14 protein-coding genes and 1 pseudogene are annotated in these 23793 nt (G+C 60.7%); 4 read left to right on the forward strand and 11 right to left on the reverse strand.

What is annotated here, in order from left to right:
• Nucleotides 1-181 (forward strand): annotated as a pseudogene (locus BN1117_RS19710) (hypothetical protein); the annotation flags it as partial.
• Between the two features lie 533 nt (nt 182-714).
• On the forward strand, nt 715-2583 hold the full coding sequence (gene kup, locus BN1117_RS01010; RefSeq protein WP_040094174.1) for a low affinity potassium transporter Kup: 1869 nt from the start codon (nt 715-717) through the stop codon (nt 2581-2583).
• 743 nt (nt 2584-3326) lie between these two features.
• On the opposite strand, the gene xdhC is transcribed toward kup, so the two are convergent.
• The 11 genes from xdhC to mocA all read right to left on the reverse strand — a co-directional run bounded on the left by xdhC (nt 3327) and on the right by mocA (nt 21299).
• Complete coding sequence (xdhC, locus tag BN1117_RS01015) at nt 3327-3812, reverse strand: xanthine dehydrogenase iron sulfur-binding subunit XdhC (RefSeq protein ID WP_005345665.1); 486 nt, start codon at nt 3810-3812, stop codon at nt 3327-3329.
• A complete protein-coding gene (xdhB, locus tag BN1117_RS01020; protein ID WP_040094176.1) occupies nt 3809-4687 on the reverse strand; it encodes a xanthine dehydrogenase FAD-binding subunit XdhB in 879 nt (292 codons plus the stop codon). The genes xdhC and xdhB overlap by 4 nt, the downstream gene beginning before the upstream one ends.
• The gene (xdhA, locus tag BN1117_RS01025; RefSeq protein ID WP_040094178.1) at nt 4680-6998 is read right to left on the reverse strand and encodes a xanthine dehydrogenase molybdenum-binding subunit XdhA; all 2319 of its coding nucleotides are present in this window, start codon (nt 6996-6998) and stop codon (nt 4680-4682) included. Before xdhA ends, xdhB begins: the two co-directional genes overlap by 8 nt.
• Nucleotides 6999-7402: 404 nt before the next feature.
• The gene (locus tag BN1117_RS01030; RefSeq protein WP_280135992.1) at nt 7403-8704 is read right to left on the reverse strand and encodes an NCS2 family permease; all 1302 of its coding nucleotides are present in this window, start codon (nt 8702-8704) and stop codon (nt 7403-7405) included.
• Nucleotides 8705-9100: 396 nt separating this feature from the next.
• Complete coding sequence (guaD, locus tag BN1117_RS01035; RefSeq protein ID WP_040094180.1) at nt 9101-10417, reverse strand: guanine deaminase; 1317 nt, start codon at nt 10415-10417, stop codon at nt 9101-9103.
• Between the two features lie 52 nt (nt 10418-10469).
• Entirely contained in the window at nt 10470-11993 is a 1524-nt protein-coding gene (locus tag BN1117_RS01040) for a nucleobase:cation symporter-2 family protein (protein WP_040094183.1), read from the reverse strand.
• A gap of 95 nt (nt 11994-12088) precedes the next feature.
• Nucleotides 12089-14986 carry a molybdopterin-dependent oxidoreductase Mo/Fe-S-binding subunit gene (locus BN1117_RS01045; protein ID WP_209435218.1) on the reverse strand — a complete coding sequence of 966 codons (2898 nt, stop codon included), beginning with the start codon at nt 14984-14986 and terminating at the stop codon, nt 12089-12091.
• A complete protein-coding gene (ygfM, locus tag BN1117_RS01050) occupies nt 14983-15759 on the reverse strand; it encodes a molybdopterin-dependent oxidoreductase FAD-binding subunit (protein ID WP_040094185.1) in 777 nt (258 codons plus the stop codon). The genes BN1117_RS01045 and ygfM overlap by 4 nt, the downstream gene beginning before the upstream one ends.
• Nucleotides 15760-15839: 80 nt before the next feature.
• Nucleotides 15840-17168: a putative aminohydrolase SsnA gene (gene ssnA, locus BN1117_RS01055; RefSeq protein ID WP_040094187.1), complete on the reverse strand. Its 1329-nt coding sequence runs from the start codon at nt 17166-17168 to the stop codon at nt 15840-15842.
• A gap of 30 nt (nt 17169-17198) precedes the next feature.
• Nucleotides 17199-20321: a putative selenate reductase subunit YgfK gene (gene ygfK / locus BN1117_RS01060; RefSeq protein WP_040094189.1), complete on the reverse strand. Its 3123-nt coding sequence runs from the start codon at nt 20319-20321 to the stop codon at nt 17199-17201.
• 330 nt (nt 20322-20651) lie between these two features.
• Nucleotides 20652-21299, reverse strand: coding sequence for a molybdenum cofactor cytidylyltransferase (gene mocA, locus BN1117_RS01065; RefSeq protein ID WP_280135991.1), 648 nt, complete (start codon nt 21297-21299; stop codon nt 20652-20654).
• A 1-nt stretch (nt 21300) separates the two neighbouring features.
• On the opposite strand from mocA, the gene yqeC reads away from it, so the two are divergent.
• Together yqeC and yqeB are read left to right on the forward strand one after the other, a co-directional pair.
• Nucleotides 21301-22149 (forward strand): selenium cofactor biosynthesis protein YqeC, encoded by an 849-nt coding sequence (gene yqeC, locus BN1117_RS01070; protein ID WP_040094193.1) that lies wholly within the window; start codon nt 21301-21303, stop codon nt 22147-22149.
• Nucleotides 22150-22176: 27 nt separating this feature from the next.
• Nucleotides 22177-23769: a selenium-dependent molybdenum cofactor biosynthesis protein YqeB gene (gene yqeB, locus BN1117_RS01075; protein ID WP_040094194.1), complete on the forward strand. Its 1593-nt coding sequence runs from the start codon at nt 22177-22179 to the stop codon at nt 23767-23769.
• The last annotated feature ends 24 nt before the right edge of the window (nt 23770-23793 follow it).

Below are 23793 nucleotides of genomic sequence, written 5' to 3' on the forward strand. Positions count from 1 at the left end.
TGATATTGATGGGTTCAAAGAAAAAATATGGTCGTTGGTTTTTGATACCTGCTTTAATCTGCATCAGATTACCTTAGCTGATTCCCTCATCCTCTTACAGCAGCAATACCCTGAGCATACAGCTGAATTAATAATGGTAGCCAAGTATCACACCAGAAAATGTGCTGAAATGAGCTCATAAAAATATCACTGTAGGGTGCAATAAGCGTAGCGCATTGCACCTCTTGCATTTTTAATTAGCGGTGCAATTCACTTCGTTCATTGCACCCTACCTTTCCCCTCTGGCACATAAAGACTCCATCGCAGCCAAACCGCATCCCCTTTGCCATCCTGCCAGCATTTAATTAGCGATTACTTTATCGTCTATTTATTATACGTTTTGGTAAAAGAGAGTAGCCAAACCACTTCGCTAGATAAAACAAACAGTTGCCTGGATTATCGCGGCCCATTTCAATCGCCGGATAATTAATTCTCTTACTCAAATTGAACTTTTGATTATTTATAACTGAGCATAGTCCCGCAGAGTGTGTGTCATTATAAGCTTAATGACAGATGAACAGACTGTGTTCCATGACAAGCAGATCACTATTCCGTTAGCGCCCTTTCCCATCGCAATCCATTAATTCTCTCCCGATTAAATATCACGACTCTCTTGGTAGGTCGGGCAGCTGTGCGTTGGCAAACGTGTAAACATCAAACTGACAAGATGAACTCATGAACTGTGATAAACAACAAGCCACTCCCGGCGTTATGCTGGCGGCGATTGGCGTAGTCTATGGCGATATCGGCACCAGCCCGCTCTATACCTTGCGCGAGTGCCTGTCAGGTCAATTCGGATTCGGCGTCGAGCCGGCCTCCATTCTCGGCTTTCTCTCGCTGATCTTCTGGCTGCTGATCCTGGTGGTGTCGGTCAAGTACCTCTCCTTTGTGATGCGGGCCGACAACGCCGGCGAGGGTGGCATTCTCACCCTGATGTCGCTGGCGACCCGCAACGCCTCCACCCGCTGGACGCCGCTGCTGATCATCCTCGGCCTGATTGGCGGCAGCTTCTTCTATGGCGAGGTGGTGATCACCCCGGCGATGTCGGTGATGTCGGCCATCGAGGGTCTGAGCATTCTCACCCCCGCCCTCGACCCCTATATCGTCACCCTCTCGGTGCTGGTGCTGACCCTGCTGTTTGCCATCCAGAAACATGGCACCGCCATGGTGGGCAAGCTGTTTGCCCCCATCATGCTGATCTGGTTTATGACGCTGGCGGTGCTGGGGCTGCGCGGCATCATCCACAACCCCGAGGTGCTGGGGGCGCTCAACCCCATCTGGGCGGTGCGCTTCTTTGTCCAGTACCAGACCACCTCCTTCTTTGCTCTCGGCGCCGTGGTGCTGGCCATCACAGGGGTGGAGGCGCTCTACGCGGATATGGGCCACTTTGGCAAAAATCCAATTCGCCTCGCCTGGTTTATCGTGGTGCTGCCCTCGCTGGTGCTCAACTACTTCGGTCAGGGGGCGCTGCTACTGAGTAACCCCGCTGCCATTGCCAACCCCTTCTTCCTGCTTACGCCGAAATGGGCGCTGGTGCCGCTGCTGCTGCTGGCAACCATGGCGACGGTGATCGCCTCCCAGGCGGTGATCTCCGGGGTCTTTTCGCTGACCCGGCAGGCGGTGCGCCTCGGTTATCTCTCACCCATTCGCATCGTTCACACCTCCGAGCAGGAGTCCGGCCAGATCTATATTCCGGTCATCAACTGGATGCTCTATATCTCGGTGGTGATCGTCATCATGAGCTTCGAGCACTCCAGCAATCTGGCGGCGGCCTACGGCATCGCGGTGACCGGTACCATGGTGCTCACCTCCATCCTCTCCTGCTCGGTGGCCAAGAACAGCTGGCACTGGAACAAGTATCTGGTGGCCATCCTCTTTGCCGCGCTGCTCTGTATCGACGTGCCGCTGTTTGCCGCCAACCTCGCCAAGATCTTCTCCGGCGGCTGGCTGCCGCTCACCCTGGGCGCGGTGATGTTCACCGTGATGACCAGCTGGAAGAGCGAGCGTTTCCAGCTTATTCGCCGCCTGAACGAGCACGGCAACTCGCTGGAGCCGATGATCGCCTCGCTGGAGAAATCCCCGCCGACCCGGGTGGCCGGCACTGCGGTCTATATGTCGCGGGTGGTCAATGTGATCCCCCATGCGCTGCTGCACAACCTCAAGCACAACAAGGTGCTGCACGAGCGGATCATCCTGCTCACCCTGCGGGTGGAAGAGGTGCCCTACGTCCACAATGTGCGCCGGGTCTGCATCGAGCAGCTCTCCCCCACCTTCTGGCGGGTGGTGGCGAGCTACGGCTGGCGCGAGACCCCGAACGTGGAGGAGATCTTCCACCGCTGCAACGCCGAGGGGCTGAGCTGCCGGATGATGGAGACCTCGTTCTTTATGGCCCACGAGTCGCTCATCATGAAAGACCGCCCATGGTATCTCTATCTGCGCGGCAAGCTCTTTATGCTGCTGCAGCGCAACGCCCTGCGCGCCCCGGATCAGTTCGAGATCCCGCCCAACCGGGTCATCGAGCTGGGCTCCCAGGTGGATATCTGATGGCGGGTTGATGGCCTCTTGATGACATAGAAAACATCAGCAAATAGAGAGGGAGGCATTGGCCTCCCTCTGTTGTTTCCGTTAACCCCAATTACCGCGCCCCTCATCCCCAGCCCTTCTCCCGCAAGGGGAGAAGGGAGCAAACCACATCCCCCCCCCACAGACATCCCACCGTAGGGTGCAACAAGCGCAGCGCCGTGCACCGCGACCAGATGGCTGACTTCCCCTCATCCCCAACCCTTCTCACACAAGGGGAGAAGGGAGCACACCACCGCGACCAGATGGCTGACTTCCCCCTCATCCCCAGCCCTTCTCCCGCAAGGGGAGAAGGGGGCACACCACCGCGACCAGATGGCTGACGTCCCCCTCATCCCCAGCCCTTCTCCCGCGAGGGGAGAAGGGAGCAAACCACCACGACCATATGTTGCCAACGGTGCAATTCACTGCGTTCATTGCACCCTACTCCCGGTATGCTGCCGATATATTTCCGTTCTCGTGCGTCCGATTACGCTTCGCTAATCGAACCTACGGTTTCAACACAGACGGGCTCTATGCGAACAGACAGACCGCCGTAGGGTGCAACAAGCGCAGCGCCATGCACCGCGACCAGATGGCTGACTTCCCCTTATCCCCGGCCCTCATCCCCTGCCCTTTTGGTGCAAACCATGGCGAGCAGAGGGTGGCTCACTGCCGATAGCTTCCTTTTTCAAACAACGGCACTCAGGATCATGACGCCCAAGTCGTTACCCCTTGCAGCACTTCTTCACCGCCCGCACCACGTTCTGATAGCCGGTACAGCGGCAGAGGTTGCCCGACAGCCCGCGGCGGATCTCCGCATCGGTCAGCGGACGGCGCTCGGTCTTGTCGAGCAGGGCGGCGCTCGCCATCACCAGGCCCGGGGTGCAAAAACCGCACTGCACCGCCCCCTCGTCGATAAAGGCCTGCTGCACGTCGGAGAGCTCATTGCCTTTGCGCTCCCCCTCCACGGTGCGAATGGATTTGCCATCGGCCCAGACCGCCAGATAGAGGCAGCTGTCGATGGCAGTGCCATTCACCCGCACGGTACAGGCGCCGCACTCACCGACACTGCACCCCTCTTTCACGCTGATCAGCCCCTGCCCACGCAGGAAGTGGAGCAGCGACATGGTGGGCGACACGGCATAAGAGTAAGGCTTGCCGTTGATCTCGCACTGGATCTCTACGGCGGGACAGCTTTGCGGTTGCATCATAGGATCTTCCCTCCGGCACGTTCGACTGCGCAGGCGACCACCCGCTGCGCCAGGGTTTTGATAAGGTGCAGGCGAAACTCCTTCTCTGCCCGCCAGGAGGATCGCGGCGCCACATCGGCTACCACCGCCTCGGCAATCGCGGCCAGCGTCGCCTGGGTCAGGGGTTGCCCCTCGGCCACGGCTTCCGCGTGAGGGGTGCGCACCGGGGTCGGGGCTGCCACCCCATAGGCCAGCCGCAGGCGCTTGAAATGGCCATGCTCAATCTGGCAGTAGGCGGCGCAGCCGATGGTGGCGATATCCATGGCATCGCGCATGGCGTATTTGAAGTAGTGGGAGCCCACATGGGGGTGAGAATCCGGCGCAAAGTGAAATGCTACCAGGATCTCCGCCGGTTGCAGCGCCACCTTGCCCGGGCCGGTGTGAAAACCGGCAATGGGGATGCGGCGGGTACCATTGGGGCCGGCGATTTCCAATTCGGCTTCCAGCGCCACCGTGGGCGCCGCCGAGTCGGCACTGGTGGCGCCGTTGCAGATATTGCCGCCATAGGTGGCGACGTTGCGGATCTGCGGCCCCGCGATGGTGGCGGCCGCTTCGGCCAGCATTGGCAGGCGGCGCTGCACCAGCTCGTTTTCGATGATCTCGGTAAAGGTGGTGCCAGAGCCGATGCGGATAGAACCGTCAGGCAACTCGCTCACCCCTTTGAGCTCGGGCAAGTCGTGAATATCGACGATATGGCGATAGGCGGCGTTGAGGTGATGCAGCTGGATCATCACATCGGTGCCACCGGCCAAGAGGCGCGCCTCGGGGTCGGCCTGACGCAGGGCGACCGCCTCGGCGACACTGTGCGCCTTGTAGTAACGGGCAATATCAAACATGGTGTTGCTCCTCCCCTGATCCCTCGCCAATCAAACCCGCGGCGACAAACTCCCGGAACAGGGTCTTGGGGGTGATAGGCAGCTCGTTGATAGCCACCCCGGTCGCCATGCGAATGGCGTTACGGATAGCGGGGCCCGGCGAGATGATGGGCGGTTCCCCCAGAGATTTGTGACCATAAACCGACTGGGGCTCATAGGTCTGCACGAAGTCGCACTCGAGCTCGGGCAAGTCCAGCATGGTGGGGAACTTGTAGTCGAGCAGGTTGGGGTTGCGCACCACGCCGGTTTTCGGGTCGATGATCATCTCCTCGAACAGGGACCAGCCGATCCCCATCCCCATGCCGCCGTGCACTTGCCCCTCTGCCAGCTGCGGGTTGAGGATCTTGCCCGCATCGTGCAGGTTGATGATGCGATTGATGGTCACCTTGCAGAGATCGATATCGACGCTGAGATCGACAAAGGTACAGCCGAAACTGGGCGGGTTGGTGGTGGTCTTGTGGGAGACTTCCGACGTGATCTGGCCGCCGATGGTGAGGTGGTAATAGGCGTTGACCGACACCTCGGCGACGCTTACCAGCACCTTGTCCGGCGCACCGGCCAGCACCACGTACCCGTCGATCAGGGTGAGCGATCCCACATCCTGATGACAGAGCTGGGCTGCCAGCGACAAAATGCGGGCCCGCAGTTGCAGCGCCGCCTGATGGATGGCGGGCGCCGCCACATAACTCTGGCGCGAGGCGAACGAGCCCGGATCATAGGCGGTAATGTCGGTATCCTGAGTCGAGATGACCCGGATCTGCTCAAACGGAATGCCTAACGTCTCGGCCGCCATCTGGGCAAAGACGGTATCCGATCCCTGCCCTATCTCGGTGGCGCCGATCTGCAGATTGACGGTGCCATCCTGATTGAGCAGCATACGGGCGCCGGCAATTTCGACCCCCACCGGATAGGTGTTGGAGCCGTAGCTGAAACAGGCGACCCCGATGCCGCGCCGCACCCGGCTGGCAGGATCCTGTGCCAAGCATTCGGCCTTGAGTCGATCCCACTCAAACAGTTCGCGACCACGGAGCAGGCACTCCGGCAGCCCGGCGCTGTAGATGGTCTTCTGGTTGACCTGATTGACGTCCCCCTCCCGCGCCACGTTGGCGATCCGCACATCGAGCGGGTCCAGCCCCAGTTCGGCGCAGCCATCGTCCAGCATGCATTCGAGGGCAAAGATCACCTGCGGCGCGCCGTAACCGCGCATGGCACCGGCGGTGGGCAGGTTGCTGTAGAAGGTTTTGGCGTCATAACCGAAGGCGCTGCGCGGATAGAGGTAGCTGATCTTGTTGGCACCGGCGCTGGCGATGGAGTGGCCGTGGGAGGCATAACCGCCGGTGTTGGAGAGCACGTCCAGCTGATAGCCCTTGAGGGTGCCGTCGCGGTTGAGGCCCATCTTGCCGTCGATGGCAAAGCCGTGGCGGGTGCGAGAGGCAAAAAAGCACTCTTCCCGGCTCAAGGTCACCTTGACCGGCACGCCGCCAAGCTTGTAGCTCAAAAATGCCGCCATCGGCTCTTCCAGCACATCCTGCTTGTTGCCAAAACCGCCGCCCATATAGGGCTTGATCACCCGCACGCTCGACCAGGGCAGACCGAGGGACTTGGCCACTCGGCTGCGCACTATCTGGGGGATCTGGGTACTGCTGACGACGATGATGTGGTCCGGTTGATCCATATAGGCGTAACAGGTCACCGTCTCCAGATGGCAGTGCTGCACCACAGGTGTTCGATAGTCGCCCTGAAACTGCAGATCGGCCGCAGCGATAGCATGCTCCGGGTCATTAGCACGAAGTTGGCTTTGGCGTAGCAGATTGCCGCTCGGGTGGATGGGATAGGCACCGTCGGCCAGCGCACTCTGGGCATCCGTCATCACCGGCAGCGGCTCGTAAGTTACCTTGACCAGGGCGGCCGCTTTTTCGGCCACCAGCGGATCCCGGGCCACCACGATGGCGACCCCATCGCCGAAGTGGCGCACATGGTCGGTGAGCAGACGGCGGTCTTTCACATCCCGCTTCGCCTCATCGAGGGACCAGGCGTGACCGGCGGTGCGAAAACAGGTGGTGGGGACATCTTCATGGGTGAACACGGCTTCGACCCCGTGCAGGGCCAGCGCCTCGGTCGCATCGATGGCAAGCACCTTGCCGTGGGCGATATGGCTTCGCACGTATTTGGCGTGGCGCATCCCGAGCATGATGTTGTCATCGGTATAGCGGGCGCTGCCGGTCACCTTGGCCTCGGCATCCACCCGCTTGAGCGGTAATCCTATGGACATATGCAAGTCCTTTTTCGAAGGGAAAAATCTGGAACCGGCATTAAAAACAGCAAGATATGCGCCTGTTTCCCGCCATCGCCAGAACAATGGGGATAAATGTGAAGGGGATCCCATCTAGCCTGCCTTTGCTGGCCCGCAGCGACAAGCCAAGGGCAACCCCTGAGCACACGGGGCACATCAGCGGTGAAAAAAGCGGCAGAGCGAAGAGAGCAAGGGCGGGCCCCTATCAATCTGGTAGGGGGATTTATCAAAATGGTATCGCGATGACACCGCTTACTGCAGGCAGCACAGGCGTGTTAGTCGGCGCAGACGGTCAACGCTCAGCAGAGATAACCGCCGCAGCGATAAAAAGTAACAGGCAGAACAATGGGGCCACCGTGCGGCCCCAAACGGGCGGGTTATCTCTAAATAGCCCACCCCCCAGCATAAAAGAGCACCAGTGCCAGGGCGATGACCACGGTGCCGACGTTGAGCTTGTGCCACTCCTTCGAGCAGAGGCGGCCAATCACCAGCGAGCTGAATCCCAGCATGATGCCGGTAACGATATTGCAGGTGAGCACGATAAAGACGGCGCACACCAACCCGGACATGGCACCGACCGAATCATTGAAATCGAGCTTGGTGACATTGCTCAGCATCAAGAGCCCCACATACATCAGGGCCGGTGCGGTGGCATAGGCGGGCACCAGATAAGAGAGCGGCGAGAGGAACAACATCAGCAGGAACAGGCCGCCGACCACGGTCGCGGTGAGACCGGTCTTGCCCCCCGCCGCCGTGCCCGCTGCCGATTCGATATAGACGGCAGCCGGTGCCGCCCCCACCAGACCGGAGAAGATGCTGCTGACCGAGTCGGCACTGAGCGCCTTGCCGCTGTTGATGATGTGACCCTCTTTATCCAGCAGGTTGGCCTGCCCCGCCACGGCGCGAATGGTGCCGGTGGCGTCAAAGACCGCCGTCATCACCAGTGCCAACACGCTGGGCAGCACCAGCGGCGAGAGGGCCCCCATGATATCCAGACTGAAGATAAGGGACTGACCCTGATCGTCCGAGAGGCTCGGCAGGGCGAACAATCCCTGATAGGTCACCGCCGGATCGAAGATAAGGCCGAAGATGGAGATGGCGATGATCACCAGCAGGATCCCCCCCGGTACCTTGAGCTTCTCCAGCCCGACGATCACCGCAAGGCCGATCAGGGACATGATGACCGGCATGGAGGTGAAGGCCCCCAGCGCTACCGGCAGCCCCTCAAGCGGGTTCTTGATCACCAGCCCCACCCCGTTGGCGGCGATAAGCAGCAAGAAGAGACCAATCCCGATGCCGGTACCGTGGGCAATCCCCATCGGCAGGTTGTCGAGGATCCAGCTACGCACCCCGGTCACCGAGATGGCGGTAAAGAGCACCCCCATCAGGAAGACCGCCCCCAACGCCACCGGAATGGGGATCTGCTGCCCCAGCACCAGACTGAAGGCAGTAAACGCCGTGAGGGAAATAGCACAACCGATGGCCATCGGCAGCTTGGCCCAGAGCCCCATCAAGAGCGAACCGAAACCCGCCACCAGACAGGTGGCGACAAACACGGCGCCGGGAGGAAAGCCCGCCTTGCCGAGCATGCTCGGTACCACGATCACCGAGTAGACCATGGCAAGGAAGGTGGTGAGGCCCGCCAGCACCTCCTGTCTGACATTGCTGCCCCGCTCGCTGATCATAAAGTAGCGATCAAGAGCCGTGAGCGGTTGCTGCTTGAGTGTGCTCTGGCTGGCGTCATCATTGGCCAGCGCCTCCATACTCTCGGTACTGCTATTTGTTTGGGTCATACCCAACTCCTTTACAGGCATCTGAATGTTCCATGACGAAATGGCAACAGGATCTGCGGGTCTGCCTTGCGCCAGTCTGATGAGAAACAGGCGATGGCGGCAGAGAGTGCTGCAGACAGACCAGGGTGGGCAGCCTTGACTCAAACGTTTGCCTTTCTGATCAAAAAAACCGGGCCATTTCACCTTCTATGGGGGGAGCCCCCCTGTCGTGCGGCAAGACTGGCGTCCCTGTGGGGCACGCCAGCCGCCGTATTCGTTGGGCTGCGCCGCGGCAGCCCACTACAAGCCCTACCCTCGTTCATGCACCAGTTGGCCATCCACATAGGTGCGGTAGATGGATCTGTCATCCCCCAGGGTCAACAGCACAAAGAGCTTGTCCCGCAGGGTGGTGGAGTTGTCATAACGCAGCTGCTGCAGCGGGGTGGCGACCGGGTCGAGCACCACGAAGTCCCCCTCCTTGCCCACCGCAAAGCTGCCGATCTTCTCATCCAGCCCTAGCGAATGGGCGCCGCCCAGGGTGGCCAGATAGAAGGCCTGATAGGCCGAGAGCCGCTCCCCCTGCAACTGCATCACCTTGTAGGCCTCGTTGAGGGTCTGCAGCATGTTGAAGGTGGTGCCCGCGCCGATGTCGGTGCCCATCCCTACCTTCACCTGCTTGCGCCACGCCTTGTGCAGCTTGAACAGACCACTGCCGAGATAGAGATTGGAGGTGGGACAGAAGGCGATGGTGGAGCCGGTCTCCTTCAGGCAATCCCACTCCTGCTCTTCCAGATGGACGCAGTGGGCAAAGACGCAGTTGTGACCGGTCAACCCATGCTGGTGATAGACATCGAGATAACCCTTGTGCGCCGGGAAGAGGGATTTCACCCAGGCGATCTCGTCCTTGTTCTCGCACAGATGGGTGTGCAGATAGGTGGTGGGAAACTCTTCGCGCAGTCGCTGCGCCATCGCCAGCTGCTCGGGTGTCGAGGTGGGTGCAAATCGTGGTGTGATGGCATATAGCAGGCGACCATTGCCGTGCCAGCGCTCGATAAGCTGCTTGCTCTGCACATAACTGCTCTCGGCAGTATCGAGCAGATAATCGGGCGCATTGCGATCCATCATTACCTTGCCGGCGATCATCCGCATATTGATGCGGCTGGCCGCCTCGAACAGGGCGTCCACCGACTCGGGGTGAACGGTGCCGAACACCAGCGCCGTGGTGGTGCCGTTTCGCAGCAACTGCTTGATAAAGAAGGTGGACATCTCGCGGGCATATTCGAGATCGTTGTAACGCCGCTCGGCCGGGAAGGTGTGGCGGTTGAGCCACTCCAGCAGCTGCTCGCCATAGGCCCCTACCATCTCGCTCTGGGGATAGTGAATGTGGGTATCGACAAAGCCCGGCACTATCATCTTGCCGCGATAATCCCGCACCCGCACTTCGGCCGGAATGCGATCTTTCCCCTCCTCCCACTCACCGAACCAGTCGATGCAACCGTTGCGAATGATCAGCAGACCATCCTCGATAAGGCGGGCGTTGGACTCAATCTCCTCGGGCTGATCCACCACCCGGGTGATATCGAAGAAGCTGCCACGCACCGCTTTGACAGAGTTATCGTTTTTCATCACTGTTTCCCTGTTTCTGTTGTTCTGTTGACGTTTTTTGCCGGTTTAACCGTCAGAACCGTTCCACTTGTGGCGCCACCGCCTGCCCGGGCACTGGCTCTGGTGAACCCTCCCCCTTGCTGGCCGATGACAGGCCCGCGCTGCGGGCGGTAAAGATCACATCCGGTTTGTCGCTCAGCTGGATCACCTCCACCGCCTCGGCATCCCTGACGGCCGCCTTGCGTTTGCGGCTTTGCGGCAGCACCAGATTCATGATGATGGCGGTGATGCCGCCGGCGCAGATGGGATTCTCCACCAGCATGTAGATACCCGCCGGCAGCACCTTGAAGACGTTCGGGTCATAGGAGACCCCGAGCCCAAGACCCAGCGAGGTGGCGACAATCAGGGTCTCCCGTCGATCGAAGCCGTGGCTGATGATGATGCGACCACCGGCGATGGCGATCATCGAGAACATGATGACCATGGCGCCCCCCATCACAGGTGACGGTATGGTGGTAAAGAAGCGCCCCACCACCGGGAAGAGCCCCAGCAGCACCAGAATGACGGCGATAAACTTGCCCACATGGCGTGACGCCACCCCGGTCATCTGGATGACGCCGTTGTTCTGGGCAAAGGTGGTGAGCGGCAAAGAGCCAAGGGCCGAAGCAATGACCGAGACCAACCCATCCGCCAGCACGCCGCCGGAGAGTCGCTTTTGAAACTCGGGGCCCTGAATATCCCGGTGGGAGACCATGGCGGTGGCGGTGATGTCCCCCACCGCCTCCAGCACGCTCAACAGATAGATGGTGCCCGCCAGCATAAAGGCGTGAAAATCGAAGGAGAAACCGTACTTGAACGGAACAGGCACAGTGATAAGCGGCAGGTTCTCAAGGGCGGAGAAATCCACCATGCCAAGCATCAGGGCCACCGCATAGCCCACCATCAGACCGATGGCAATGCCGCTCATCCGCAGCAGCGGGCTTTTGCTGCAGTTAAAGGCGACGATGACGCAGAGCACCAAAAGCCCCAGCCCGATGTGCTCGTATTTGCCAAAGGTGCCGCTGCTCATGGCGGAGAAGCCGCCGCCAAAGTCGATGATCCCCACCTTGATTAGGCTCAGGCCAATCATCAGTACCACCACACCGCTCACGGTCGGGGTGATCACCCGCTTGAGGTAGGGCAGCACGAAGGAGGAGCCCATCACCAGAAAGGCACCGACAAAGGAGACCCCGAGCAGGGTCGAGACGATCAGCTCCTCGTGGATGCCATCACTCTTCATGGCACCGCCCAGCGCGATCATCACGGTGACGAAGGAGAAGTTGACCGACTGGATGGAGAGCAGCCCAGAACCGATGGGGCCATAACGGTTCACCTGCAACCAGGTGCCGATGCCGGAGGCGATCATCGCCATGGAGACCAGATAGGCGGTGGTCTCGGTAGATAGGCCCAGGGCGCCGCCGACGATCAGCGCCGGGGTCACCATGGGGACAAAAATGGCCAGCAGATGGGTCACTGCGCCCATCAGGGTTTGATAAAACGGGGGTTTGTCTTCCAGCTCGTAGATAAGATCCGAGTGCTTGCGTGTTGTTTTAGACATCGTATTTGTCCCATCACACAGAAGGTAGGCGGAGTACTCATTCCGCTGTCAGGCGCTGGGGGCGAGCTGGCGCCCGCCCCTCACCTTTTCTTTTGTTATGCCGACACGTGTTGCTCCAGCTTGCCCAGTTCGCGCAAGATCTGCTCCGGCGTGAAGTGCCACTTGCGCAGCCAGACACCGCAGGCGTCGTGGATAGCGGTGGCGATGGCGGGCGCCGCACCGTTCACCCCGATCTCCGAGATGGACTTGGCGCCGTAAGGGCCGACCTTGTCGTCACTCGGCACCAGAAAGGCCCGGAAGTCGCGGGGAATGTCGCCAATCTTGGGCGCGCCATAGCTCTTCAGATCCCGGGTGAGCGGGATGCCCTTGCTGTCGTAGCAGATCTCTTCGGTCATGGTGTGGCCGATGGCCCGCATGGTCGCCCCGTAGATCTGGCCGAGGGCCAGCTCCGGGTTGATGGGGGTACCGCAGTCGAGCAGGGCGTAGAACTTGTCGAGACGGATCTCGCCGGTTCTGAGGTTGACCGCCACCTCGGCGAAGTTGGCCCCATACGGGAAGGCAAGCTCAGAGGTGATATAGCTGGCGGTGCCCACCAGAATACCGAAACCGGTACCTGTCTCCGCCTTGTGGGCCAACTTGGCAAGGCTCACCTCCCCCTGCTTGCCGCGCACGATACCCGGGTGAACCAGATCTACGTCTTCGACCGGCTCGCCCAGCATGGCGGCACCGTGGAACAGGATCTTCGCCTTGAGGTTCTCGGCCGCCATCTTGGCCGCGTTGCCGGAGAAGCAGGTACCGGACGAGGCGTAGGCCCCCTTGTCGAACAGGGCGTGGTCGGTGTCACCGGAGATCACATGCACATCGCTGAGCGGGCAACCGAGCACCTCGGCGGTCAGCTTAGCCACCACGGTATCGAGGCCGGTACCGATATCGGCGCCACCGGAGTGGACGATAAAGGTGCCGTCCGATTCCAGTTTGACCATGCAGTTGGCCTGATCGATATCCGGGATCCCCGATTTTTGCATGATGATGGCGACGCCACGACCGATGCGCCAATCCCCGTCGGCGGGTTTGGGGCTATCCCAGGCAATCAGCTCCCGTCCCTGCTTGAGGATGGGCTCGAGGGCGCAGCTGGCGGCGTGGGGCACAGAGGTCGGCATCTTGCCCTCGCCGATGGCACCCAGCACCTTGAGGATGTCCCCTTCGTGCACCCGGTTGTGCTCCACCATGTCGAGCTGATCGAGGCCCAGTTTCTCGGCAAGCTCGGCAATGGCCATGGTCAGCGCGAAGTTGCCCTTGGGCGCGCCATAACCCTGATAGGCGCCGGTCGGGCAGATGTTGCTGTAGTAGGTGTTGACGGTAAAGCGCACGTTGTCGCACGGATAGAGCGGCAGGGAGAGCGCCGGGCCGTTGCTTGGTACCGTCAATGAGTGGTTGCCGTAAGGGCCGGTGTTGGCACGAAAATCCATGTCGATGGCGGTGATGGTGCCATCTTTCTTGGCCCCCACTTTCACCTTCACCTTGGCCACATGGCGCGAGGTGTTGCTGATGAACTCCTCTTCACGGGTGTAGCGGAAGGTGACCGGACGGCCGGTGACCCTGGTCGCCCAGGCGCACACCTCTTCCAGCAGGATATCCTGCTTGGAGCCAAAGCCGCCTCCTACCCGCTCCTTGATCACATGCACCTGGTGCTGCTTCATGCCGACAATGCGCGCCACCTGACGGCGCACGTGCCACGGCACCTGGGTGGAGGCGTGAATAACCAGACGATCCCCATCCATATAGGTAAAGCAGATGTGCGGCTCGGTCGGGCACTGCTGGGCCTGGGTCGATTCGTAGGTGCGCTCGACTATCTCGTCCGCCTCGGCAAAGCCTGTTGCCACGTCACCGATCTGGCCATGGACGCTGGCGGCCAGGTTCTCGTGGGGGCGGGAACCGATGGGGAAGTTGATGATCATGTGCTCGTTACCACGACGTACCGAGCAGGCGTTCTGCTGCTCGAGATCCGCCGGCGCACCGGCCATGTAGACGATGGGTTCGTCGTGGACCAGGGGTGCATTGGGGGCCATCGCCTCATCGATGGTCATGACCGCCGGCAGCACCTGATACTCGACCTCGATGAGCTTGAGCGCGGCCAATGCGATGGCTTCGCTCTCGGCCACCACAGCGGCGACCCTGTCACCTACGTGGCGCACCTTGCGGCTGAACATGCGGCGATCGAGGGGTGACGGCTCGGGCGCGCTCTGGCCACCCGGGGTGTAGTAGATATCCGGGCAGTTGAGGTGAGTGATGACATGAACGACGCCCGGCAGCGCCTCGGCGCGGCTCACGTCGAGTTTGGTGATCACTGCATGAGGATGGGGACTGCGCAGCATCTTGATGATCAGCGCATCCTCGGTAACCCGATCCTCCACGTAGCAGGGCTTGGCCTGCACCATCTTGGCGGCGTCCACTTTCGGACAGCTCTTGCCGATATGGCGCAAATCGTCGCGAAACTCCGGGGCGATCTGGCACAGATAATCCGGGTCCTTCATCCGTGAGCAGGCAAGCTCGATGGCCTGATAGAACTGCTGGTAGCCACCGTCCCGGTGAAACAGGCCCGAGAGGGCATCGTCGATTTGATCACGGCTGGGCTCGGGGTGGCGATCAAGCAGGTCGGTGACGATAAGCGCCGCAGCCGGATCGTTGTAGCCGGACTGCACCACCCCCACATCTACCATCGCCTGCTGTACCAGACTGAGCTGGTTCCAGCTACCCAGCGACTCGGCGGTGCGCACCTGCGCCCCCTCCAGCTGGGCGGCAATCAGCAGGGAAGCGTTGATCACCTTGCCGTTGAAGAGGATGGCGTCGGAGCCGGCGAAACCAAAGCCATCGTCACTGTTGCGCACCGAGTGCATCCGGCACTGGTTGAACAGCACCCGCTGGGCATTGTCACCAGCCTTGCAGATGACGGTGCGCAGGGCACCGTTCAGGGTAAAGTTGAGTTCCATCATGCTTGCACCTCCTGCTGCTGGCACTCCACCAGCAGATCCGCCACTACCACGCCGCTGATATACCGCTTGTAACTTATGCTGCCCGCCAGATCCTCACGGGGCGCCACCAGCTCGCTCACGGCTGCTTCCAGCACGGCATCGTGCAGTTCGCGGCGCTCCAGATCCCGCAGACGCATCGGTTGCGGGGTAACGCCAGCGACGGCGACCCGCATCTCGCCAAGGGCGTCGAGGGCCACGGCGGCGGTCATCACCGCCAAGCCATCGGCATTGCGGCTGATGCGGCGAGTGGCGCAGCGCAGTTCGGGCTCCGGCAGCACAACTCCCAGCACCAGGGCATTGCGCTGCCCCGTCAGATAGGCGTCGATGGGTTGCAGCAGGTTATTCTCCAGCACCACCACTGCTTCAAGCACCAGCAGTACCGGCAACAGCGGGGAGTCCTGCTGCTGGCAGGCAATCTCGCCGCCAATGGTGGCCTGATTGCGCAGATGGCGGGAGTAGACAAACCCCAGCGCCTCGCACAGGGCGGCCGGGGTACGGGGATCATCTTTCAGGGTCTGCAGGGTGACGGTGGCGCCGATATGGAGCTGGCCATGCTGTTGCTCAATCTGGTTCAGTCCCAGCTTGTCCAGCGAGATAGCGACCTTCTTGTCGGTGCGAGTCGGAGCGGCGTTAAGCTTGCTGCCGCCCCCCATGTAGACGGCGTCGTTGCCAAAGTGGGCCTTGAGTTCCAAAGCCTGACCCAGTTGCTCGGGTCGGAAGAATTGCTCAATCATGTGTCGTCCTTACTCTTGCTGCCCGCCGCCGGGAAAATCCACCGGGCGGGCAATCCGGTCCAAAACTGTGGAAGGTGGCCTTAGGCCAGCTGATCCATCCGTTGCCACAGGCGGCTCGCCACCTTGCTGGCCTGCTCATAAATGGGCGCGACATCGAACGGGAACTCGCGATCCTGATAGACCATGCGCCCCTCTACCATCACGCTGTTGACGCTGGCAGATCCCATGCTGAAGGCGAGATGGCCACCGAGGTTGCGCGGCGCCAGCGGAGTCGGCGCGTCGTAGTCGCAAATGGTGAGGTCGGCCTTGTAGCCGGGCTCCAGGCGGCCAAATTTGGCGCCGAAGTTGCGTTCCAGCAGGGTGTTGCCGTTCCAGAGGAAGCGGGCAAAGCTGTCGGGCCACAGGGCGCCACCGGCATCCTTGTGCTTGAAGTAGGCGAACTTGAGCTCTTCGAGCATGTCGGAGCCGATGCCGTCGGTGCCGAGCGCCAGATTGCGATACTCCGGCAGGTGCATGTTGTAGCCCACGTGGTTGTTCATGTTGGAGCGGGCGTTGTGCACCAGGAAGGCATCGCGGCTGTTGAGCAGCTCGATGTCAGCCGGGCTCAGGTAAATACCGTGGGCGATCAGGGTCTTGCTGTCGACAAGGCCAAACTCGTCCAACCGGGCGATGGGCTCCTTGCCATAGTGGTGGTGACCATGGGCCATGTCGTAACGGTCTTCCGCCACATGGATATGCAGCCCGCGACCGGTGACCTGCACCGCTTCGCGCAGCATGGCGAGCCCCTCGTCGGGCACGGTGAAGGGGGCGTGGGCGCCGATATGGGCCTCCACCAGATAGGGTTCGCTCCCCTTGGCTTTGGCCGCATCGATCTGTTGGGCAAACAGGATGTTCTCCTCCACCCCGGCCTGCAGCTCGGCAAGGCCGCCGTTGCGATCCGTGGTCTCGAAGCAGGTCATGCCGCGCAGACCCGCCTCCACAAACCCTTTGCGCAATACATTCAACGAGCCCTTGATGAAGTTGGGCGAGGCGTGGTGGTCGATCACCGCACTGCAACCGCTTTTGAGCGCTTCCAGCGAGCAGATGAGGCCGCTGTAGTAGAGGGACTCTTCATCGAGCGCCCGATCGAGCCGCCACCAGAGGTTTTTCAGGGTCGAGATAAAGTCTGGGCAGGGGGCAATATTGGCCATGATCCCCCGCGACAGGCCGGAGTAGAAGTGGTTGTGGGCACAGACGATGCCCGGCATCACCAGCTTGCCCCCCATCTCCCGATAGTTGGCTTCCGGGTAAAGGGCCCGCAGATTGGGCCCCACCGCTTTGATAAGCGATCCTTCGATGGCGATATCCACCCCTTCCAGTACCCGGGTCGGCTCCAGCTGGACGGCGGTGACGTTTTTCAGAATAAACATGGTGTGCTCCTTCGCTTATTCGTGGTTCGCTCAGGCCTCAACGGCCCCCAGCAGGTAGTGGTGATGGGCATGGACATGGCTGATGATGCGGCACATGTCAGCGAGCGCCTCGGGGGCATCCTTGATACGGCTCTGTGCATCGATAGTCAGGCGATAGGTCTCACCAGCCTGACGCACCCGCAGCTCACCCTCCCCTTTGCCACCATCCGCCAGATAGAAACCGGGGTTGCGGCTGTTGTCGAAGTCCTCGGGCAGGCTGAAGATGGTCACCTTGTCCTGATAGGGCTTGCCCTGCCACGGGCAGAACTGGGCGCAGTTGCCGCACTCGTTGCAGTAGGCATCCAGGTGCAGGGTCTGGAACTGATCCTTGAAGCCCGGCACCGCGATGGCGACGTTGGCCCGGTTGGGACAGACATCCACACACTTGCTGCAGAGGTAGTTGCACTCGAGGCAACGGTGCGCCTCTTGCGCCACGAAGGCATCCCGCTCGCCCTTGTCAACCATGGTGACGGCGATGCTCCCCTTGCGGCGGTAGATCTCATCCTTGCCCGACGGCTGGATGGTCACTTCACTCTGCTGGCTGGCGACATGCTCGCGAGAGAGCACCAGATCCGCGGCGCGGCGAGCACCACCGATGGCGCCGACGATGGAGGACGGACCGCTCTGCACGTCACCGATGAGGAAGACGTTGCGACGGCTGGTTTCGCCGGTCTGGCCATCCACCTCGGGCCAGCCATCGCTGCCAAGGGGAATCCCCATCGCGTTGAGCACCTCGCAGTCAGGCTGCTCGCCGATGGCGGTGATCAGGGCATCCATCTGCATCACTTCAGTCTGCTCGGTGGGCACCGGTCGGCGGCGGCCCTGCTCGTCAGGATCCCCCAGCGCCATCATCCGCACAGTGAGCTTGCCATCTTTCTCAAAGCGCTCCGGATTGGTGAGGAAGCAGAAACGCACCCCATCCTCCACCGCTTCCAGATACTCCTCGCGATAGGCGGGCATCTCTTTTTCGCTGCGGCGGTAGATCACGGTCACATCGCTGACACCCGGCACCTTGAGGGCGGCACGGGCACAGTCCATGGCGGTGTTGCCGGCACCGATCACCGCCACATGGCGGCCCAGCGGCAGCGGTTTGCCCTGATTGAAGCTGCGCAGGAAGTGGAAGGATTTGTAAATCCGATCATGCCCCCCCTCGAGGCGCATGCCGCCATTCTTGTCGGCGCCGATGCCGACGAATACATAGGTAAAGCCCTGGGCGTGCAGCTTGTCGACGGTGAGCGCCGGATCGCAGCCAAACTCGAACTTGACCCCGTGGGCGGCAACAAAGTCGATGTCATGCTGGATCAGTTCAGCCGGAATGCGGAACTCGGGGATGATGTGCTTGACCACGCCACCGGCATCGGCTTCACGCTCGAACACGGTGACCGGATGACCGGCACGGGCCAGGAAGTAACCGGCGGAGAGACCGGCCGGACCGGCACCAATCACCGCAACCGGGTGCTTGTCACCGCTGCCTGCCGGTTTGTGCCAGCGCGCCTTGTACCCTTCCCAGCCGCGCTCTAGCGCCACTTTTTTCAGCTCGCGGATATTGAGCGGGCTGTCGTAGTCGAGACGGGTGCAGTTGTACTGACACTGGTGATCGCAGATATGGCCGGTGATCGCGGGCAAGGCGTTGCGCTGATAAATCAGCTCAAGGGCCGCCACATACTCCCCCTCGCCCATCAGGCGAATGTACTCGGGGATATCCTGATGCACGGCGCAGGCGGTGACGCAGGGCGCTACGTAGCAGTCGGTCAGCGGCAGGCCGCCGCCCACTTCGATACGATCGTCGGACTTCCACTCCTTCTGGGTGTAATCCATGGTGAGGGCCTTGGCGGCAAGCGCCTCCAGCTTGGCCACATCCACCTGACTCATGCCCCAGCAGTCCGACGCATCTATCTCTTTGAGGCACTCGATCTGGCGCAGGTAGCCACCCGGCTTGAGCAGGTCGGTGGCCATGGTGATGGGACGAATACCGGTTTCGAAGATCTCCGCGATGTTGAACTTGCTGGCGCCGCCCGAGTAGGAGATAGGCAGCTTGCCATCGAAGGCGCGGGACAGCACGGCGGCCACGTTAATAGAGAGCGGGAACAGCGCCCGGCCGGACATATACATCTCATCGCCGGGCAGCGCCCCTTTGCGGTTAATGGTGCCGAGGGTGTTGGTGAGCTTGACCCCGAAGGTGAGCCCCTTCTCGGCCCCCAGCGCCATCAGGCGAACCAGCATCCCTTTGGCCTGATCCAGCTTGAGGTCGTGATCGAACGACGCTTCGCTCAGACCGATGTAATCAAAACCGCAGGTATCGAGGATCTCGCGTACCCGCGGGTAACCCAGCAGGGTCGGGTTGAGTTTGACGAAGGTGTTGAGCCCCTTCTCTTCCAGCATGTAGCGGCAGATGGCCTCGATCTCGTTGGGCGGGCAGCCGTGCATGGTAGAGAGGGTGACGCCGTGCACCAGATTGGCCGGGATACGATCCACCAGCTGTTGCAGGCGATCGCGGCGGCTAGCCAGTCCCAGCTCGGCGATAAACTGCTCATCGGCCACCAGCTCGCGAACCACCTGCTGGTACTCGGCAAACTTCGGACTGCTGCTGGCATCCTTCAAACTGTGGATGAACTGCTGCATCGGCGGCTGTTTGATGCCATCGAGGTTGTACCCCACGCTCATGTTGAAGATGAAGGACTTGGCCTCTCCGTCGAGGCGTGGGTCAAATACCTCCTCTAGCAGGTAGAGGGCAAACCAGGCTTTCAGATACTCGTCAAACGCCTTGGGCAGGGTGAACTCGGTGGACCACTCGGTGTTGAAGCACTCGTCTTCGGCATCGATGCAGGGCTTTGCCAGTTCGAGACGGTCCAGGATCTGCACCGTCTTGAGCTCGATAAAGCGCCCGCCGGTCAGCCAGGAGGTGACGATATTCTGGGCCAACTGGGTATGAGGGCCGGCTGCCGGGCCAATGGGAGTCTCGCAGGTTTCACCGAACACCTTGATCTTGCGTTCGTCCTGCTTGCGATAAAATTGTGCGGCGGGAATACCGAAAATGCTCTGACTCTCTTTATATTCCGCAAAAATACGGGTCAGCAGGTTCTTGAAGGGAACGGGTCGCATAATATCGCCCATGGCTATCTCCTTGCAGCTGTGCTGCTCATTGGCAGCATGAATAAATGGGGTATCCCGCACGGGTGTTCCCCCTTGGCAAGGAGAAGGGCAACTATCAGGCCACTACAGTTACAAAACGAGCTACAAAACTATTTTTTAGGATAAAAGCGTGAGACAGCTCCAATTAATGATGAAAATTTACGATGCCACCATTATGGGTGTTGCGAGTAATTATCAATCACCCTGGAATTTACTTACTGAGCTGATTCAGAAGAACTCGCCCTATCAGTTTAAGTGCGAGAAATATCACTTTGATACGCCATTTATCTCCCCGTTATCCTTTAAACAGCGTTATTTCGTGGGCTCGCGCTCATTTTCAAGAATGCCACCCAGCAGCGCCTGATAGCGCGCCGGGGTATCCACATCAAACAGGATGGCGGGGCTGTCGACGGGCACCATACGGTGCGGCTGCCCTTGCAACCAGCGCCGTACCGACGACTGCACCGGGGCCGCTGCCAGCTCGCGGACAAGGGATTTTGGCAGCAACACCGGATGGCCCGCCTCCCCCTGCCAGGTGGGAAAGAGCGCCTCACAACCCCGTGCCTGCCAGAGCTGTTGATAGACCTCGCGCGGGATACAGGGGAGATCCCCGTGGCTGATAAAGAGGTAGTCAGCGTCACTGGCCGCCAGGGCGCAGCGGATTGAGCTGCCCAGCCCCAGCCGATAGTCTGGGTTGTGGACGACAACGATATCTGGCCGTGAGCCGTAGCGTGCTTGAAGTTCCTCGCCACGATGACCCACCACCAGAATAACCCGCTGACAGAAGGCCAGGGCATTTTTGAGACTTGCATCAAGCATTGTCCCCTGGCAATAAGGTAGCATCATTTTCCAGGTACCCATTCGGGAAGATAAACCCGCAGCCGTTATTATACAGTCACACTGTACTTGTTCCTGGCAACGTTGTTTCCCACTCCCTTCGATATTTATTTTGGTCGTCATTATGTCGCTACCACAGGTTGTTGCTGTCACATTTCCAGATATAGAACTGCTATTAAACCCGCTCACCAAAAATATTGATAGCCATACCACCTTAATTAGCCTCTGCGGGGCCGGTGGCAAAACCAGCACCCTGTTCTGGTTGGCGGAATATTTTTATCAACAGGGTAAAAGGGTGCTAATTACCACCACCACCCGGATGTTTCTGCCTACCCCGTCACACTATCGGGAATTGATTATTGAAGCCGATCCCGTCCGCCAGCTGACCCGCTGCCAGCAACTGCCCGATAAACCGACCCTGGTCGCCCTGTTCAGCCATATCGACCAGGCCAGCGGCAAGGTGGCGGGCCCCACGCCCCAGCAGGTTGATCTCATCAAGGGGCAGCAGCGCTTCGATCTCATCCTGGTCGAAGCGGATGGTGCCAATCACAAGTTATTGAAAGTGCCCGCTTTGCACGAACCTTGTATTCCACACCAGAGTGACTGGGTGATCGCCCTGACGGGCGGCGCCATGGTGGGGGCCAAGGCCGACCCGCAGCAGATCCACCGCTGGGCAGAGCTTCAGACCCTGTGCGGGATAGAGGCCGGTGACCCCCTCGACTGGGCGCTGTTTCACCAGCTGCTCTCTCACCCCGAGGGGCTGTTCAAGGGCACCCCGGCCAGGGCGCGCCGGATCTGGTTTATCAATGGGGATTATCAAAATGAGGCGTCGTGGCTCGATGAATTGATAAAGCTGCATAGCCGCCACCCCGAGATCCATGCCATCTGGCAGGGGGCGGTTCGCGAGCCACAGCCCATTCGCCACGCACTCGGTGACTTCGCTCAGGATGGGGCACAGCCGCCTCGCCCATGATGGTTTAAGGATAACAAGAGGTACCTTATGAATCTGTTTGCACACGCAGCCCGACTGGAACAGGAGAACACCCCCTTTGCCATGGCCCAGATCATCGAGAGCCGGGGCTCCACCCCGCGCCATCAGGCCCAGATGCTGGTGATGGCCGATGGCCGGATCCTCGGCACCATCGGCGGCGGCATGATAGAGCGGCTGGTGATAGAAGAAGCGATGGCCGCCATTGCCGAGCGCAAGTCGCGCATCTTCCACGGCCGGATGGCGCGCAACGGCGAACATGCGGTCGGGTCGGATTGTGGCGGCGCCATGTCGGTCTATATCGATGTCTATGGCCTGCGCCCCCGTCTGGTACTGATCGGCGCCGGTCACGTCAACCGGGCGCTGGCCCATGCCGCCGCACCGCTGGGTTTTGATATCCATGTGGGCGACTGTTTTGAAGGGAGCCTCAACCCCGATCACTTCCCAACCGGCACTCACCTCAAACAGGCCGATACCATCGGCACGGTGATTGAGGCGCTGGCCATCGAGCCCGCCAACTTCGTCATCATCGCCACCAACCATCAGGACAAGGAGGCGCTGGATCGGCTCATCAGCCGTCCCCTCGCCTATCTGGGGCTGCTCGCCAGCAAACGCAAGGTACAGACCTTCACCCAGGCCCTGCGCCAGCAAGGGGTGAGTCAGGCCCAACTGCAGCGGCTGCACGCCCCCATCGGCTACAACATAGGTGCCGAGACCCCCGAGGAGATCGCCATCAGCATCCTCGCCGAGCTGCTGCAGGTAAAAAACGGTAAAGCGGGTGGCCTGATGCAGGATGATGTGCGCCTCAAGCGGGATCAGCTGGTGGTGATGCGTGGCTCCGGTGATATCGCCACCGGGGTGGCGCTGCGCCTCTACCATGCCGGCTTCAAGGTGGTGATGCTGGATCTCGACAAGCCCACGGTGATCCGCCGCACCGTCGCCTTCGCCCAGGGGATGTTCGACGGTGAAACCAGTGTCGAAGGGGTGCGAGCCAAGCGGGTCGAGAGCGTCGAGCAGGCGTTCGAGCAGCTGGATCGGGGCGTCATTCCGCTGCTGGTTGACCCCGACTGCGCCACCCTCGCCGAACTCAAGCCCCGCTATCTGGTGGATGCCATTCTCGCCAAGCAGAATCTCGGCACCCACAGGGAGATGGCCCCCATCACGGTGGCCCTTGGACCGGGGTTTGAAGCGGGACGCGACTGCGATGCGGTCATTGAGACCAATCGCGGCCACCATCTGGGGCGGGTCATCTATCAGGGCCCTGCCCAGCCCAATACCGGCATTCCCGGGGTGATCGAGGGGCACTCCGCCCGCCGGGTGGTGCGTGCCCCCGTCGCCGGGGTGATGAAGAGCCTGATCAAGCTCGGCGATCTGGTGCAGGAGGGGGACGTGATCGCCCATCTGGGGGACGCCCCCATTATCGCGCCGCTCTCTGGCATGGTGCGGGGGCTGCTCAGCGATGGCATTGAGGTCACCGTCGGCTTCAAGATCGGTGACATCGACCCCAGAGGCGAGCGGGCCGATGCAACTACGGTATCGGACAAGGCTCGCGCCATTGGCGGCGCCGTGCTGGAGGCCATGATGCATCTGGCCCAGCGCAGATAAGAGAGTGTTCTTAAAACCAGAAGG

It is taken from the genome of Aeromonas australiensis (assembly GCF_000819725.1).
Lineage (GTDB): Bacteria > Pseudomonadota > Gammaproteobacteria > Enterobacterales > Aeromonadaceae > Aeromonas > Aeromonas australiensis.